Here is a 16,003-nt window from a genome sequence, read left to right on the forward strand (position 1 = left end):
TTGACCTCAAACGATTTTACTTCCATCCTGACCGCATTCCGTACCAATTCCGCAGGACCCGCATGAAGACGCTCGACAGCAGGACGGCACTGGCGCTTGTCGCCGGTTGTCTCGCCTCGGCCCAGGTCGGCAAGGTGCCCCCCGCACTCGGCGCGATCAGGGATCAGCTGGGGGTGGGCCTGATTCACGCGGGCTGGATCGCGACGGCGATCAATGCCGCCGCCGCGATGCTCGGCGTTCTCGTCGGGCTGGCGCTCGGCCGCCTCGGTGCGCAGCGCGGACTCCTCGCCGGGCTGCTGCTCCTGGGCCTGGGCTCCGCACTGGGAGCGGCCGCCGCCGACGGTCTGATGCTGATCGCTGCGCGGGCGTTCGAGGGCGCCGGTTTCGTGCTGGTGGTCGTGGCCGCCCCTTCGCTGCTGGCAACCGCCGCGGCGGACGATCCCCGACGGCGTCGGCGGCTGCTGACGCTATGGAGCTGCTACATGCCGACCGGAATGGGCGTGATGATGGCGGTCGCGCCCTACATCCTCCAGCACCACGGCTGGCGTGGCCTGTGGACGGCGAACGCACTGGCGATCGGCACGTGCGTGCTGGTCGCGCTGTTTCTAAAGCTCGGGGCGGGACCGGGAAGCGGCCCCCGTCCGGTGCCGGTGACGATGTTCTCGCGCGCACGCCTCGCGCAGCCGGCGCCGTGGCTGATGGGGGTGTGCTTCGGCTGTTATGCGGCGATCTGGTTCATGATCGCGACCTGGCTGCCGTCGTTCGCAGTGGAGCACATGGGCTACACGCCGGAACGGGCAACCTGGCTCACGGCCCTAGCCGTGGGGGGCAACATCCTCGGCAACCTGACGACGGATTTCTGGCTGGCGCGGGGGGTTCCCCGCTGGGCGCTGCTCGCCGGCGTGTCGATCATGATGGGGGCGTTCGGCTGGTTCGTGTTCTCAGCGGGCTACGATCCGGTGCTGCGCTCGGTGGCCGCAGTCTTCGTGTGCAGCGCGGGGGGCGTGCTGCCGGCGGCCACGATGGGAGGCATACCGCTGGTGGCGCGCACGCCTGCCGACATCGCCATCGCCAACGGCATCCTGATGCAGTGTTCGAACGTCGGCACCTTTATCGGCGTGCCGGCCATCGCGGCACTGGCGACCGCTCTCGGCGGCTGGGACGGCGGTCGCTGGCTGATCCCCGTGCTGGCAGGCATCGGAGTGCTGGCGGCGTGGACGTTTCGGCGGGTCGCGCTGCAGCCCGCTTCGGACCTGGCCAAGGCACCGGGGTCATCCGCAGGGATTCTGGTGGAGCAGGCCAATTAGCGCGGCATGCAGATGCCGTTCGGCTGAGCCTGTCGAAGCCCAGCCGCGCTCTTCGACGAGCCTGTACTGAACGAAGCCGAAGGGCTCGGAATCAACGGTTTCGCGTCGGGCGCTGGACAGCGGGGCGCCCCCTCAGGACGACGGAGCGTGACAATCAACGGCCTCGCGGTGGCCGAAGCCGGCGGAGTTGTCGATGAAGTACAGGCACTCGGGCTCGAAACGGTACCAGCGCACCTTCGCCAGCGCCTTCACGATGAACGCAGGGGCCTGCGCGACCTTGCCGACCACCGGATACTTTTCGCCATAGAGTTCGCGCGCGCGCGCTTCTTCCGCGCCGCCGATCTCGACCGCCCGCCCCTCGGCCTGGATACCCTTGATCTGTGGCCAGTCGGCGCAGTCTTCCTGGATGGTGATCGCGATCCGGGCATCGCGCGCGATGTTGCGGCTGTGACGCGTCGTCGGTGCGGAGAGGAAATACAGGCGGAAGCCGTCGTTGACGTAGAACACGGCTGCAGCCCAGACGCCCTCCTCCCCGCAGGATGCGATGGTCATCGCGTGGTGCGAATCGAGGTATTCGACGACCCTTTCCCGCAAGGCGCTCGTCATGCCGTCCCTCGCGCGGCATCGGGCTCGGAGGCGCGGGGCTCGGTCTCCTCGTGCAGGCGCTTGAGGCGATACGCGAGCTGGGGCCGGGTCAGGCCCAGCATGCGGGCAGCCGACGAGAGGTTGCCGCGGGCCTTGTCCATCGCGGCCTCGAGCAACATGGTCTCGACTTCGTCCAGCGTCATGGCGCCGTCGCACACGGCGTCGCACAGCGCTCGGCCGACCTTGGGGCCGTTGATGTCGAGCTTGCCGTCGGAATCGAGGCCCAGTTCCTGCACTTCGTCCTCGTTGCGGGACAGGAACAGGTGGTCGATCTCGATGCGACCGCCGTGGGGCGCGAGGATCACGCCACGCTCGATGGTGTTCTGCAGCTCACGGATATTGCCAGGCCACGCATAGCCGACCAGCGCCTTCTTGGCCTTGTCGGTGAAGCCGAGCAGCTTCTTGCCGTTGATCGCGGCGTATTTTTCGAGGAAGTGCTTGGCGAGCGGCGAGATGTCGTCACGCCGTTCGCGCAGCGCCGGGATGTCGATCTGGAAGGCGTTGAGGCGGTAGTAGAGGTCGGCGCGAAAGCGGCCTTCCTTGACGAGCTGCGCGAGGCCGGCGTTGGTTGCGGCAACGAGGCGCACGTTGATCTTGCGCACCTTGTCGTCGCCCAGGCGCTCGACCTCGCCTTCCTGCAGCACGCGCAGCAGCTTGCTCTGCGCCGTGAGCGGCAGGTCGCCGATCTCGTCGAGGAAGAGCGTGCCACCGTCGGCCCGCTCGAAGCGGCCCGGGCGCGACACCTGCGCGCCGGTGTAGGCGCCCTTCTCGACACCGAAGAGTTCCGATTCGACGAGATCGTGCGGGATCGCGGCGCAGTTGATCGCGACGAGCGGCTTGTCGCGGCGATTGCTCATCTCGTGCAGCGCGCGGGCGAAGAGCTCCTTGCCCACCCCCGTTTCGCCCAGTAGCAGCACGGTGATCTGGCCCGCGGCAGCCTGCTTGAGCAGGTCGAGCGCGTGCCGGAAACCGGGCGAATTGCCGATCATGTCGGCGGGGAGGTTTTCCTTCTCCGCGATCGTCGAGCGCAGTTGCACGACCTGGGTTTGCAGGTCGATGAGCTGGTCGGCGATCGGATCCGGCGCGAAATAGCGCATGTGTTCGTCGGCATCTTCCCATTCTTCGATGGGCTTGCCGACGATGCGGCAACAGTCGTCGCCCATGCCGGCGCATTCGACCTCCTTGAAGAGGATCGAACGCCCCATGAAGGCCGAGGAGTAGCCGCAGGCGTAACCGATCTGCGTCCAGCACACCGGCTCGTTGTGGATGCCGAACTGGCGGCGATGCGACTGACCTTCCCAGGAGTTGATCCAGCGGAACTCGCAATGGAAGGTTCCGGCTTCGCGGTCCACCTCGACCCGGATCGGGATCACGCCGACGATGCCTTCGAGCGAGTGCAGTTGCGGCCCGGTCATGAAGGCGTCGGACTCGCTCAGCTCGGGCATGCGCGTGCGTACGAGTTCGGCGTCACGCACGCCCGACGCATACCCCATGCGCAGCAACAGGCCGCGCGCGCGGTTCATGCCCAGCGTGTCGATCAACTCCTTGCGCAACGACGCCTGTGCCTCGGCATGCACGAGCAGCATGCGGTGCTCGTGCAGCCAGATCTGCCCGGTTTCCGCACAGAAATGCACGCGCGCGCGCAGATCGTCCGCCTGGATGCACGGTTTGGTTCGGGCCCTGGTCATTGCCTGGTCCTCATGGATTGTCTCCTCCTGGACCGTACCTTCTACGCGTCGCCAAAAAGGGCCGTATTGACAAAAGTCAAACGATTGGAAGTCGGTCTATCGCACTCCCGCCGGGACGGCCCGTCGGCGCTTTTTATCAAATGGTGAGATGCCTCCGGCGCACACCGAAAAACTCATCAAATGATCAATTCCCGCTAGACCACTGCGCGGCGGAAAAGTGCGCGATTACTGGGGAAACGGGCAATTTTGCGGACGTTTTTCCGCACCTGCACCAAGACACCGATCGCCCCGCAGGACGGGTTTCCAGCGCCTCCCGACAATGCTTTTCGCATATCCAATTGCTGCACTGCGCGATCGCGTGGTGGCACACCGCTTGCGATTGCTGTCCGGCAACCGGCCGCGAGACGAGTCCGGCGAAACCCGAAAACTACACAAGCACGAGGGGACACACATGAAGTTTCCTGTTCCGCACGATGTGAAGGGCAAGACGATCCCGGGGACCGAAGGCTGGGAGCGGATGTATCCGTACCACTACCAGTTCGTCACCGACGACGCCGAGCGCAACCAGTACGAGAAGGAGACGTTCTGGTTCTACGACGGGCTGCATTACCCGGAGCCGCTCTACCCCTTCGACACGATCTGGGACGAGGCCTGGTATCTCGCGCTGTCGCAGTTCAACAACCGCATCTTCCAGGTGCCGCCGGTGCGTGGCGTCGATCACCGCATCATCAACGGCTACGTCTATATCTCGCCGGTGCCGGTGAAGAACCCGGACGAGATCGGCCAACGCGTGCCCAACTTCATGGAGCGCGCCGGTTACTACTACAAGAACTGGGACGAGCTCGAAGCGAAGTGGAAGACGAAGATGGAGGGCACGATCGCCGAGCTCGAGGCGCTGCCGATCCCGCGCCTGCCGGAGGTCGAGGACCTGACCGTGGTGACCGACGGCGTCGGCGAGTCGACGGCCTACCACCTGCTGAAGAACTACGACGACCTGATCAACCTCGGCATCAAGTGCTGGCAGTACCACTTCGAGTTCCTGAACCTGGGCTATGCGGCCTACGTGTTCTTCATGGACTTCACGCAGAAGTTGTTCCCGAGCATTCCGCTGCAGCGCGTGACGCAGATGATCTCGGGCATCGACGTGATCATGTACAAGTCCGACGACGAGCTGAAGGAGCTGGCGAAGAAGGCCGTCGCGCTGGAAGTCGATGACGTCGTGACGGGCCACCGCGAATGGGCGGACGTGAAGGCGGCGCTGGAGAACCGTCGCCACGGCGACGAGTGGCTCGCGGCCTTCGAGAAGGCGCGCTATCCGTGGTTCAACATCTCGTCGGGCACCGGTTGGTTCCACACCGACCGGAGCTGGAACGACAACCTCAACATCCCGCTCGACGGCATCCAGACCTACATCGGCAAGCTGCGCGCCGGTGTGACGATCGACCGGCCGATGGAGGCCGTGCGCGCCGAACGCGATCGCGTCACCGCCGAGTACCGCGACCTGATCGACAACGAGGAAGACCGCAAACAGTTCGACGAGCTGCTGGGCTGCGCGCGCACGGTCTTCCCCTACGTCGAGAACCACCTGTTCTACGTCGAGCATTGGTTCCACTCGGTGTTCTGGAACAAGATGCGCGAAGTTGCGGCGATCATGCAGGAACATGGCCTCATCGCCGAAATCGAGGACATCTGGCTGCTGCGCCGCGACGAGATCAAGCAGGCGCTGTGGGACATCGTCACCGCTTGGGCGACGGGCGTGAAGCCGCGCGGCACCGCCACCTGGCCGGCCGAGATCGAATGGCGCAAGAGGGTGATGCAGAAGTTCCGCGAGTGGGCGCCGCCGCCGGCGATCGGCATCGCGCCGGAGGTGATCCAGGAGCCCTTCACGATCGTGCTGTGGGGTGTCACCAACAATTCGCTCTCCGCGTGGGCATCGGTGCAGGACGTCGCCGATCCCGACAGCATCACCGAGCTAAAGGGCTTTCCCGCCAGCCCCGGCACCGTGGAGGGCACGGCCCGCGTGTGCCGCAGCGCCGAGGACATCCGCGACCTCGTCGAAGGGGAAATTCTGGTCGCGCCGACGACCTCGCCGTCCTGGGCTCCCGCGTTCGCGAAGATCAAGGCCTGCATCACCGATGTCGGCGGCGTGATGAGTCACGCGGCGATCGTGTGCCGCGAATACGGCATGCCGGCGGTGGTCGGCACCGGCCATTCGACCCGCGTGATCAAGACGGGCATGACGTTGAGAGTCGACGGCTCGTCCGGGCTCGTGACCATTGTCCAGTGAAGGGGGTGACAGCATGGGAAGCGCTTTGATGGCCGAAGACGTGCACCTGGCCCCCGGCATCGACAGCCGGGCCCCGAAGGTGTGCTTCTTCGAGGACTGCAACAAGGACTCGGTGCCGCTCGTGGGGGGCAAGTGCGCCTCGCTCGGCGAACTGATCAACGCCGGCGTGCGGGTGCCGCCGGGCTTCGCCCTGACCACCGCGGGCTACGCGCAGTTCATGCGTGACGCCGGCATCCTGGACGAGGTGAACGGGCTGCTGCAGGGCCTGGACCACGACGACATGGACAAGCTGGAGGCCGCCTCCGCCGCCATTCGCCAGATGATCGAGTCGCGGCCGATGTCGATCGAACTGGAGGACCTGATCGCCGAGGCCTACCGCAAGCTGTCGGTGCGCTGCTACCTGCCGGCGGTGCCGGTGGCGGTGCGCTCCAGCGCGACGGCGGAGGATCTGCCCGGCGCGAGCTTCGCCGGGCAGCAGGACACCTATCTGTGGATCCGCGGCATCGACAGCGTGATGCACCACGTGCGCAAGTGCATCTCCAGCCTCTATACGGCCCGGGCCATCGCCTACCGCATCCGCATGGGCTTCCCGCACGAGCAGGTGGCGATCAGTGTGGGCGTGCAGAAGATGGCGAACGCCTATACGGCAGGCGTGATGTTCACGCTGCATCCCTCCACGGGCGACCGCTCGGTGATCGTGATCGACTCGAACTTCGGCTTCGGCGAGTCGGTGGTGTCGGGCGAGGTCACGCCGGACAACTTCGTGGTCAATAAGGTCACGCTGGACATCATCGAGCGGACGATCTCGACGAAGGAGATCTGCTACACGGCGGACCTCAAGTTGCAGCGCTCGGTCGCGATGGAGGTGCCGGTCGAACGCCAGAACATCCAGTCGATCCTCGACGACGAGATCACCGAACTCTCGTGGATGGCCAAGAAGATCGAGAAGCACTACGGCCGTCCGATGGACATCGAGTGGGCGATCGACAAGAACCTGCCGGCCGGCGGCAACGTTTTCATCCTGCAGGCCAGACCCGAAACGATCTGGAGCAACAAGCAGAAGGCGCCGGCGACGACCGGGGCGACTACGGCGATGGATTACATCGTGTCGAGCCTGATCGTCGGCAAACGCCTGAGCTGAGGAGGACACGACCATGATCGTACGCAACTGGATGCAAGCCAATCCCGCGGTGCTCGGCAGCGACACGCTGCTGTCCGAGGCGAAGCGGATCCTGTCCGAAACCAACCTGCATGCGCTGCCCGTCGTCGATGACGGGCGACTGCGCGGGCTGGTGACCCGCGCCGGCTGCCTGCGCGCAGCGCACGCGGCGATCCGCAGCCAGAGCCCGGATGAGCTGAACTACTTCTCGAACCACGTGAAGGTGAAGGACGTGATGGTGCGCAACCCCGCCACCATCGATGCCAACGACACGATGGAGCGCTGCCTGCAGGTCGGCCAGCAGGCGGGCGTCGGCCAGCTGCCGGTGCTGGACGACGGCCATGTCGTCGGGATGATCTCGGCGATCGAGATGTTCTCGCTCGCGGCGCACTTCCTCGGCGCATGGGAGCGCAGGAGCGGCGTGACGCTGGCGCCGACGCGCATCGGCCCGGGAACGATCGGCCGCATCGCCGACATCGTCGAGGGCACGGGCGCCGAGGTGCACGCGATCTACCCGATCAGCCTCGGGCCGAAGGGCGTCGCGAGCGGCGACCAGGAGCGCAAGGTGATCGTGCGCTTCCATCACGCCGATACCGCCGAAGTCACGCGCGCGCTCACGACCGCCGGCTACGAAGTCATCGAGTCGGTGCAGGCCACGCACTGATTCCAGCTACACACATCCCCAACTTTCCAGCCAAGGAGACATCCGAATGGACCTGAGGTACTTCATCAACCAGTGCGCCGAAGCTCATGAACTGAAGCGCGTGACGACCGAGGTCGACTGGAATCTGGAGCTTTCGCACGTCTCGAAGCTCACCGAGGAGAAGAAAGGCCCGGCGCTGCTGTTCGAGAGCGTGAAGGGTTACAACACCCCCGTCTTCACGGGCGCCTTCGCGACGACCAAGCGCCTCGCGATCATGCTGGGCCTGCCGCACGATCTGACGCTGTGCCAGTCGGCGCAGCAGTGGATGAAGAAGACGATCACCTCCGAAGGCCTGATCAAGGCGAAGGAAGTGAAGGACGGGCCGGTGCTGGAAAACGTGCTGACCGGCAACAAGGTCGATCTGAACATGTTCCCCGTGCCGAAGTTCTTCCCGCTCGACGGCGGACGCTACATCGGGACGATGGTATCGGTGGTGCTGAAGGACCCCGAGACGGGCGAGGTGAACCTCGGCACCTACCGCATGCAGATGCTCGACGACAAGCGCTGCGGCGTGCAGATCCTGCCGGGCAAGCGCGGCGAGCGGATCATGAAGAAGTACGCCAAGATGGGCAAGAAGATGCCCGCGGCGGCGATCATCGGCTGCGATCCGCTGATCTTCATGGCCGGCACGCTGATGCACAAGGGCGCGTCCGACTACGACATCACCGGCACGGTGCGCGGCCAGCAGTCCGAGTTCCTGATGGCGCCGCTGACGGGGCTCCCGGTGCCGGCGGGCGCGGAGATCGTGCTCGAAGGCGAGATCGACCCGAACAACTTCCTGCCGGAAGGCCCGTTCGCCGAATACACCGGCTACTACACCGACGAGCTGCACAAGCCGATTCCGAAGCCGGTGCTGGAGGTGCAGCAGATCCTCCATCGCAACAATCCGATCCTGTGGGCCACCGGCCAGGGCCGTCCGGTGACCGACGTCCATATGCTGCTCGCCTTCACGCGCACGGCGACCTTGTGGACGGAACTCGAGCAGATGCGCATCCCCGGCATCCAGTCGGTGTGCGTGCTGCCGGAATCCGCCGGGCGCTTCTGGACGGTGGTGTCGGTGAAGCAGGCCTACCCGGGGCATTCGCGCCAGGTGGCCGACGCGGTGATCGGCAGCAACACCGGCAACTACGGCATGAAGGGCGTCATCACGGTCGATGAGGACATCCAGGCCGACGACCTGCAGCGCGTGTTCTGGGCCTTGTCCTGCCGCTACGACCCGATGCGCGGCACCGAGCTCATCAAGCGCGGCCGCTCCACCCCGCTCGACCCGGCGCTCGACCCCGACTCCGACAAGCTCATGACGTCCCGCATCCTCATGGACGCCTGCATTCCGTACGAATGGAAGCAGAAGCCCGTCGAGGCACGCATGGACGAGGAGACGCTGGCGAAGATCCGCGCGCGCTGGCACGAGTACGGGATCGGGATCTGAGGAGGAAACGGAGCCATGGAAAAGGCCAAGAACATCAAGCTGGTGATCCTCGACGTCGATGGCGTCATGACCGACGGGCGCATCGTCATCAACGACGAGGGCATCGAGTCGCGCAACTTCGACATCAAGGACGGCATGGGCGTGATCGTGCTGCAGCTGTGCGGCGTCGAGGTCGCGATCATCACTTCGAAGAAGTCCGGCGCGGTGCGCCATCGCGCCGAGGAGCTGAAGATCAAGCGCTTCCACGAGGGCATCAAGAAGAAGACCGAACCCTACGCGCAGATGCTCGAGGAGATGAACATCTCCGACGCCGAGGTCTGCTACGTCGGCGATGACCTGGTGGACCTCTCGATGATGAAGCGGGTCGGCCTGCCGGTCGCGGTGGGGGACGCGGTCACGGACGTGAAGGAGGCGGCGGCCTACGTGACGACGGCGCGCGGCGGGCACGGCGCGGTGCGCGAGGTGGCCGAGCTGATCCTGAAAGCGCAGGGCAAGTGGGACGCAATGCTCTCGAAGATCCACTGATTCACCCAGACCACACCAGCAAGGAGAAACGACGTGGGAAAGATTTCGGCACCGCGCAACAACCGCGAATTCATCGAGGCGTGCGTCAAGTCCGGCGACGCCGTGCGCATCAAGCAGGAAGTGGATTGGGACAACGAGGCCGGCGCGATCGTGCGCCGCGTGTGCGAGCTCGGCGAAGCCGCGCCCTTCATGGAGAACATCAAGGACTACCCGGGCTTCAGCTACTTCGGCGCACCCTTGTCGACCTACCGCCGCATGGCGATCGCGCTGGGCATGGACCCGGCCTCCACCCTGCCGCAGATCGGCGCGGAATACCTCAAGCGCACCAATAGCGAGCCGATCGCGCCGACGGTCATCGACAAGCGCGACGCGCCGTGCAAGGAGAACATCCTGCTCGGCGACGACGTCGACCTGTGCAAGCTGCCGGTGCCGTTGGTGCATGACGGCGACGGCGGGCGCTACGTCGGCACCTGGCACGCGGTGATCACCAAGCATCCGGTGCGCGGCGATGTGAACTGGGGCATGTACCGGCAGATGATGTGGGACGGCCGCACGATGTCGGGCGCGGTGTTCCCGTTCTCGGACCTCGGCAAGACGCTGACCGACTACTACCTGCCGCGCGGCGAAGGCTGCCCCTTCGCGACCGCGATCGGACTGTCGCCGCTGGCCGCGATGGCCGCGTGCGCGCCGTCCCCGATCCCGGAGCCGGAGCTCACCGGCATGCTGGCCGGCGAATCGGTGCGTCTGGTGAAGTGCGAGACCAACGACCTCGAAGTTCCGGCCGATGCCGAGATCATCATCGAGGGCATGATCCTGCCCGACTACAAGGTCGAGGAAGGCCCGTTCGGCGAATACACCGGCTACCGCACGAGCCCGCGCGACTTCCGCGTGACCTTCCGCGTCGATGCGATCACCTATCGCAACAACGCGACGATGACGATCTCCAATATGGGCGTGCCGCAGGACGAAGGACAGTTGCTGCGCTCGTTCTCGCTCGGGCTGGAGCTGGAAAAGCTGCTCAAGAGCCAGGGCATCCCGGTGACGGGCGTGTACATGCACCCGCGCTCGACGCACCACATGATGATCGTCGGCGTGAAGCCGACCTACGCCGGCATCGCGATGCAGATCGCACAGCTCGCGTTCGGCTCCAAGCTCGGGCCGTGGTTCCACATGGTGATGGTGGTCGATGACCAGACCGACATCTTCAACTGGGACGAGGTCTATCACGCGTTCTGCACGCGCTGCAATCCGGAGCGCGGCATCCACGTCTTCAAGAACACAACCGGCACGGCGCTCTACCCGCACGCCACCCCGCACGACCGCAAGTACTCGATCGGCTCGCAGGTGCTGTTCGATTGCCTGTGGCCGGTGGATTGGGACAAGACCAACGACGTGCCGACGCTAGTGAGCTTCAAGAACGTCTATCCCAAGAACGTGCAGGAGAAGGTCCTCAACAGCTGGGCCGATTACGGCTTCCGCGGCGCTAAGAAATAAGGAGCGGTCATGGCAAACAAGTGGGAAGTGTTCGTGATGGACCTCGGGGAACTGGCCGAGGGCAAGGAGCTGGAGCTGACGATCCGCACGCTCAACGACGGGCTGCACAAATACACCTACCAGCGCGCGAAGGTGGAGGTGTCGAGCAGGCTCGACCAGTTTGCCGACAGCCTGCAGGTGCGGCTGGGGCGCGGGCAGCTGAGTGATCGCAAATTCTCGATCCGCGTAATCGAGCGCGTCGAGCGGATGCCGGCGCAGTACCGGTAAGCGGTGCCCCCCCGGGCGGGCCTTTGCCCGCCCGGCCCCATTCAATCATCGAAGGGAACAGCGAAAACAATGGCCTACCCCGACCTGCGCAGCTTCCTGGACGACCTCGGCGACGACCTGCTGCACGTGCGCGAGGAATTCGACCCGAGGTTCGAGATAGCGGCCGTCCTGCGCAGCCTGCCGGCCGACGCCCCCGCGGCGCTGTTCGAAAACGTGCGCGGCTATCCCGGTGCGCGTGTCGCGGGCAACCTGTTCGGCGGACGCCGCCGCGTTGCCCGCGCCTTCGGCACGGCCGAAGAACGCCTCGCGCAAACCTGGCTCGACAACAAGCAGCGTACGATCGCGCCGCTTGCTGCGAAATCCGTGCCGGTGCAGGACGTCGTGCATCGCGCGCCGATTGAGCTGCTGCCGCTGCTGCCCATCCTGACACACCACGAGAAGGACGGCGCCCCCTTCATCACGACCGGCGTCGTGCTATGCACCGATCCCGCGACCGGACGCCGTGGCATGGGCATCCACCGCATGATGGTGAAGGGCGGCAATCGCCTCGGGATTCTGCTCGCGAACCCGCCGCTGTCGCAGTTCCATGCGAATGCCGAAGCCAAGGGCGAAGCGCTCGACGTCGCGATCGCACTCGGACTCGAACCTGCGACGCTGCTGGCGTCGGTGGTGCGCAGCGGGCCGGTGGGACCGGACAAAATGGCCATCGCGGGCGGGCTGCGTGGCGAACCGGTGGAGCTCGCGCGCGCGCTGACCGTGAACGTCGAAGTCCCCGCGCGTGCCGAGATCGTCATCGAAGGCCGCATCCTGCCGGGCGTGCGCGAGCCGGAAGGCCCGTTCGGCGAGAACACCGGCTACTACTTCTCGAATGTCAGCCCGGTGGTCGAGGTCACTGCGGTCACGCACCGCGACAACTTCATCTATCCCGGCCTGTGCCCGTGGTCGGGCGACGTCGACACCCTGCTCTCGCTCGCCGCCGGCACCGAGCTGCTGGGCCAGTTGCAGACCATGGTGGCCGGCGTCGTCGATCTCGATCTGACGGGCGGCACGGCCGGTTTCTCGGCCGCAATCGCGGTCAGGAACTGCCCCCGCCACGAAGTGCGGCGCCTCGTCATGCTCGCGCTCAACCTCGACAAGCGCCTCAAGACCGTCACCGTCGTCGATGACGATGTGAACATCCGCGATCCGCGCGAGATCGCGTGGGCGATGGCCACCCGTTACTTGCCCGAACGCGACACCGTGATCATCGGTGGGGCCGAAGGCTACGTCATCGACCCCTCTTCCGCCGGCAGCAGCGCCGGCTCCAAGGCCGGCTTCGTCGCGACACGCGGTGCCGGCCCCGAATTCGACCGCGTCACCCTGCCCGCCGCCGCGCTGGCGAAGGCGCAGGCCCTGCTCGCAACGCTGCGCAATTGATGGAGACAGCACCATGAGAATCGTTGTCGGCATTTCCGGAGCAAGCGGTGCGATCTACGGCATCCGCATCCTCGAAGCCCTCAAGCAGATCGGCGTCGAGACCGACCTCGTGATGTCGGACTCGGCCAAGCGCACGATCGTCTACGAGACCGACTACTCGATCAACGACGTGAAGCGCCTCGCCTCCTGCGTGCATGACAACAACGACGTCGGCGCCTCCATCGCGAGCGGCTCGTTCAAGCATGCTGGCATGATCATCGCGCCCTGCTCGATCAAGACGCTCTCGGCCGTGGCCAACTGCTTCAACACCAACCTGCTGATCCGCGCCGCCGACGTGACGCTCAAGGAACGCCGCAAGCTCGTGCTGATGCTGCGCGAGACGCCGCTGCACCTCGGCCACCTGCGCCTGATGACGCAGGCCACCGAGACCGGCGCAGTGCTGGTGCCGCCGCTTCCGGCCTTCTACCACCGGCCCAAGACCATCGACGACATCATCAACCAGTCGGTGACCAAGGTGCTCGACCAGTTCGACCTCGACGTCGATCTCTTCGGGCGCTGGACCGGCAACGAGGAGCGCGATCACGCGAAATCGCGCGGGGGGCAGCCCGCATGATGACCACCGCCACCGGCCTCGAACTCGAAGGCGAAGTCGCTCCCGGCCTCGGCGAGGGCTCGCGCTTCACGGCGATCGACTGGGTGATCCTCGAGTTCCGCCGCAAGCTCGGCTTCATCCCCTGGCCCGGCACCTTCAACCTGCGCATGCGCGGCGCCGCCTGGGACTGGGCACGCGCGCGACTGCGTTCCACCGCCGGCATCGCGATCACGCCACGGGGTGGCTTCTGCGCGGCGAAATGCTTCGGCGTGAGCATTGCGGGCCATCTCACCGGCGCGGTCGTGTTCCCGGAAATGCCGGACTACCCCGACGACAAGTTCGAGATCGTCGCCCCGGTGCCGATCCGCGAAACGCTCGGACTGCAGGACGGTGACCTCGTCAATCTGCGCCTCGACCTCGCCCTGTCCGCCCGCGACGACGCGACTGCGGCCTGACCCATTCAAGGAGACCAAGATGGCCCCCAAGTTCTGCCCGCAATGCAGCACGCCGCTGGTCCTCGCGAAAATCCACAACCGCGAGCGCGAGACCTGTCCCGCCTGCGGCGAGACCTTCTTCCACAAGCCGGCGCCGGTCGTGCTGGCCGTGATCGAGCACGCGGACAAGCTGGTGCTGATCCGCCGCAACCTCGACCCGCTCGGCGGCTACTGGGCACCGCCCGGAGGCTACGTCGAGCAGGGCGAGTCGCTCGAAGAGGCCGTCGTGCGCGAGGCGCGCGAGGAGACCGGGCTGGAAGTGGCCGTCGACGGCCTGATCGGCGTGTATTCGCAGACCGGCGTGCGTGCCGTGATTCTGGCGTATCGCGCGCATTCGGTCGCCGGCGAACCGGTCGCAGGGGACGATGCCGGCGAAATTGCCCTCATCGCCCCCGGACAACTGCCGATCCAGCCATCCCCCGAAGGGGCACCGCTGATCGACCGCTGGTTCTACGACGTCATTCACGAAGTCACCGCACCATGGAAATGGGGGCGCCAGACGAGCGCCAGAACAATGATGAGGAGATAACCATGACTGCCACGATACCCCGCCCGTCAGGCTGAGCGCGCCCCGCGCACCGCGGGCTCCCCCGACAACTCCGCAGCATCCGCCCGTACGGCAATGCCTCCTTCCGAACCCGGACGGCATCGCCGAGGGACGGTTCGTCCAGAATTTCGAGGAAGACAGTCATGGCGTATTTCGATCAGGCTACCGAAACCCTCCCCCGCGAGCAGCTTCGCGCACTGCAACTGGAGAAATTGCAGGCGATGATGGGCGAGCTGTGGGGCAAGAACCACTTCTACAGCAACAAGTGGAAGGCCGCCGGCATCGAGCCGCGCGACATCCGCACGCTCGACGACCTCGCGCGCCTGCCGCTGACGACGAAGTCCGAGCTGATGGAGGATCAGGCGGCGAACGGCCCCTTCGGCACCAACCTCACCTATCCGATCGAGCAATACACGCGCCTGCACCAGACCTCCGGCACTACCGGCGTGCCGCTGAAGGTGCTCGACACCCAGGACTCGTGGGACTGGTGGGCAAAGTGCTGGGCGCACGTGCTCGCCGGCTCGGGCGTGGACGCGAGCGATCGGGTCTTTCTCGCCTTCGCCTTCGGCCCCTTCATCGGCTTCTGGGCGGCGCTCGAAGGCGCACGCAAGCTCGGCGCGGTGATGATCCCGGGCGGCGGGCGCGATTCGCTGCAGCGCCTGGAGCTGATGCGCGAGACCGGCGCGACGGTGCTGTGCTGCACACCGACCTACGCGCTGCGGCTCGCCGAAGTCGCACGCGAGCATGGCTTCGACATGCGCTCGCTGCCGATGAAATCCACCGTGCACGCGGGCGAGCCGGGGGCGAACATCCCCTCGACCAAGCAGCGGATCCAGGAAGCATGGGCGGCGAAGTGTTTCGATCACGCCGGTGCGTCCGAGATCGGCGCGCACTCCTTCGAGTGCGAACATCAACCCGGCGGAACGCACCTGATCGAATCCGAATTCATCGCCGAGGTCATCAACCCGAAGACCGGTGAAGCCGTGAAGCCGGGCGAGCGCGGCGAGCTGGTGATCACCAACCTCGGCCGCTGGGGCTTCCCGCTGATCCGCTACCGCACCGGCGATCTCGTCGAGGTGAATCTCGACCCCTGTTCCTGCGGCCGGACCTTCCTGCGTTTCCAGGGCGGCATCCTCGGCCGCGCGGACGACATGGTCACGGTGCGCGGCGTGAACGTCTTCCCGGCCGGCGTCGAGAACATCATCCGCAAGTTCGTCGAGGTCGACGAGTTCCGCATCACCGTCAGCAAGGTCAAGCACATGGACGAGATGGACATCGAGGTTGAGCTGTGCGACGGCGCCGACCCGTCGGTCGTGCATTCGATCGCCGAGCGACTCGACTCGGTACTCGCCTTCCGTCCGCGGGTGCACCACGTCGGCCGCGACGTCCTGCCTCGCTTCGACATGAAGGCCAAGCGCTTCCACGTCAATCGCGCGGCCTGAGCCAGCTT

At 65.8% G+C, this 16,003-nt stretch carries 15 protein-coding genes; 13 read left to right on the forward strand and 2 right to left on the reverse strand.

All coding sequences use genetic code 11. The features are described from left to right. Window positions 1–62 precede the first annotated feature (62 nt). Entirely contained in the window at window positions 63–1,307 is a 1,245-nt protein-coding gene (locus ToN1_RS04250; RefSeq protein ID WP_169207152.1) for an MFS transporter, read from the forward strand. Window positions 1,308–1,439: 132 nt separating this feature from the next. Here the strand turns inward: ToN1_RS04250 and ToN1_RS04255 are convergent, their stop codons facing one another. After that, window positions 1,440–1,913 (reverse strand): pyridoxamine 5'-phosphate oxidase family protein, encoded by a 474-nt coding sequence (locus ToN1_RS04255; protein WP_169207153.1) that lies wholly within the window; start codon window positions 1,911–1,913, stop codon window positions 1,440–1,442. Beyond that, window positions 1,910–3,640, reverse strand: coding sequence for a sigma-54-dependent Fis family transcriptional regulator (locus tag ToN1_RS04260; protein ID WP_169207154.1), 1,731 nt, complete (start codon window positions 3,638–3,640; stop codon window positions 1,910–1,912). Before ToN1_RS04260 ends, ToN1_RS04255 begins: the two co-directional genes overlap by 4 nt. A 451-nt stretch (window positions 3,641–4,091) precedes the next feature. Here ToN1_RS04260 and ToN1_RS04265 point away from each other — a divergent pair, with 451 nt between their 5' ends. The 12 genes from ToN1_RS04265 to ToN1_RS04320 all read left to right on the forward strand — a co-directional run bounded on the left by ToN1_RS04265 (window position 4,092) and on the right by ToN1_RS04320 (window position 15,995). After that, window positions 4,092–5,927, forward strand: a complete 1,836-nt coding sequence (locus ToN1_RS04265) for a PEP-utilizing enzyme (protein WP_169207155.1) — start codon at window positions 4,092–4,094, stop codon at window positions 5,925–5,927. Between the two features lie 13 nt (window positions 5,928–5,940). Continuing rightward, entirely contained in the window at window positions 5,941–7,068 is a 1,128-nt protein-coding gene (locus ToN1_RS04270) for a PEP/pyruvate-binding domain-containing protein (protein ID WP_169207156.1), read from the forward strand. 13 nt (window positions 7,069–7,081) lie between these two features. After that, on the forward strand, window positions 7,082–7,750 hold the full coding sequence (locus ToN1_RS04275; protein ID WP_169207157.1) for a CBS domain-containing protein: 669 nt from the start codon (window positions 7,082–7,084) through the stop codon (window positions 7,748–7,750). A 46-nt stretch (window positions 7,751–7,796) separates the two neighbouring features. Beyond that, window positions 7,797–9,218 carry a phenylphosphate carboxylase subunit beta gene (gene ppcB / locus ToN1_RS04280; protein ID WP_169207158.1) on the forward strand — a complete coding sequence of 474 codons (1,422 nt, stop codon included), beginning with the start codon at window positions 7,797–7,799 and terminating at the stop codon, window positions 9,216–9,218. 15 nt (window positions 9,219–9,233) lie between these two features. Continuing rightward, window positions 9,234–9,743 carry a phenylphosphate carboxylase subunit delta gene (gene ppcD, locus ToN1_RS04285; RefSeq protein ID WP_169207159.1) on the forward strand — a complete coding sequence of 170 codons (510 nt, stop codon included), beginning with the start codon at window positions 9,234–9,236 and terminating at the stop codon, window positions 9,741–9,743. A gap of 33 nt (window positions 9,744–9,776) precedes the next feature. Beyond that, window positions 9,777–11,237 carry a phenylphosphate carboxylase subunit alpha gene (ppcA, locus tag ToN1_RS04290; protein WP_169207160.1) on the forward strand — a complete coding sequence of 487 codons (1,461 nt, stop codon included), beginning with the start codon at window positions 9,777–9,779 and terminating at the stop codon, window positions 11,235–11,237. Between the two features lie 9 nt (window positions 11,238–11,246). Then, the gene (ppcG, locus tag ToN1_RS04295) at window positions 11,247–11,504 is read left to right on the forward strand and encodes a phenylphosphate carboxylase subunit gamma (RefSeq protein ID WP_169207161.1); all 258 of its coding nucleotides are present in this window, start codon (window positions 11,247–11,249) and stop codon (window positions 11,502–11,504) included. 69 nt (window positions 11,505–11,573) lie between these two features. Next, the gene (locus tag ToN1_RS04300) at window positions 11,574–12,920 is read left to right on the forward strand and encodes a UbiD family decarboxylase (protein WP_169207162.1); all 1,347 of its coding nucleotides are present in this window, start codon (window positions 11,574–11,576) and stop codon (window positions 12,918–12,920) included. A gap of 13 nt (window positions 12,921–12,933) precedes the next feature. Next, window positions 12,934–13,533, forward strand: a complete 600-nt coding sequence (locus ToN1_RS04305) for a UbiX family flavin prenyltransferase (protein WP_169207163.1) — start codon at window positions 12,934–12,936, stop codon at window positions 13,531–13,533. Next, a complete protein-coding gene (locus tag ToN1_RS04310) occupies window positions 13,530–13,967 on the forward strand; it encodes a DUF120 domain-containing protein (protein WP_169207164.1) in 438 nt (145 codons plus the stop codon). Before ToN1_RS04305 ends, ToN1_RS04310 begins: the two co-directional genes overlap by 4 nt. A gap of 19 nt (window positions 13,968–13,986) precedes the next feature. Beyond that, the gene (locus tag ToN1_RS04315) at window positions 13,987–14,535 is read left to right on the forward strand and encodes an NUDIX hydrolase (RefSeq protein WP_169207165.1); all 549 of its coding nucleotides are present in this window, start codon (window positions 13,987–13,989) and stop codon (window positions 14,533–14,535) included. 161 nt (window positions 14,536–14,696) lie between these two features. Further along, on the forward strand, window positions 14,697–15,995 hold the full coding sequence (locus ToN1_RS04320) for a phenylacetate--CoA ligase family protein (protein ID WP_169207166.1): 1,299 nt from the start codon (window positions 14,697–14,699) through the stop codon (window positions 15,993–15,995). Window positions 15,996–16,003: the final 8 nt, after the last annotated feature.

The organism is Aromatoleum petrolei (assembly GCF_017894385.1).
GTDB lineage: Bacteria > Pseudomonadota > Gammaproteobacteria > Burkholderiales > Rhodocyclaceae > Aromatoleum > Aromatoleum petrolei.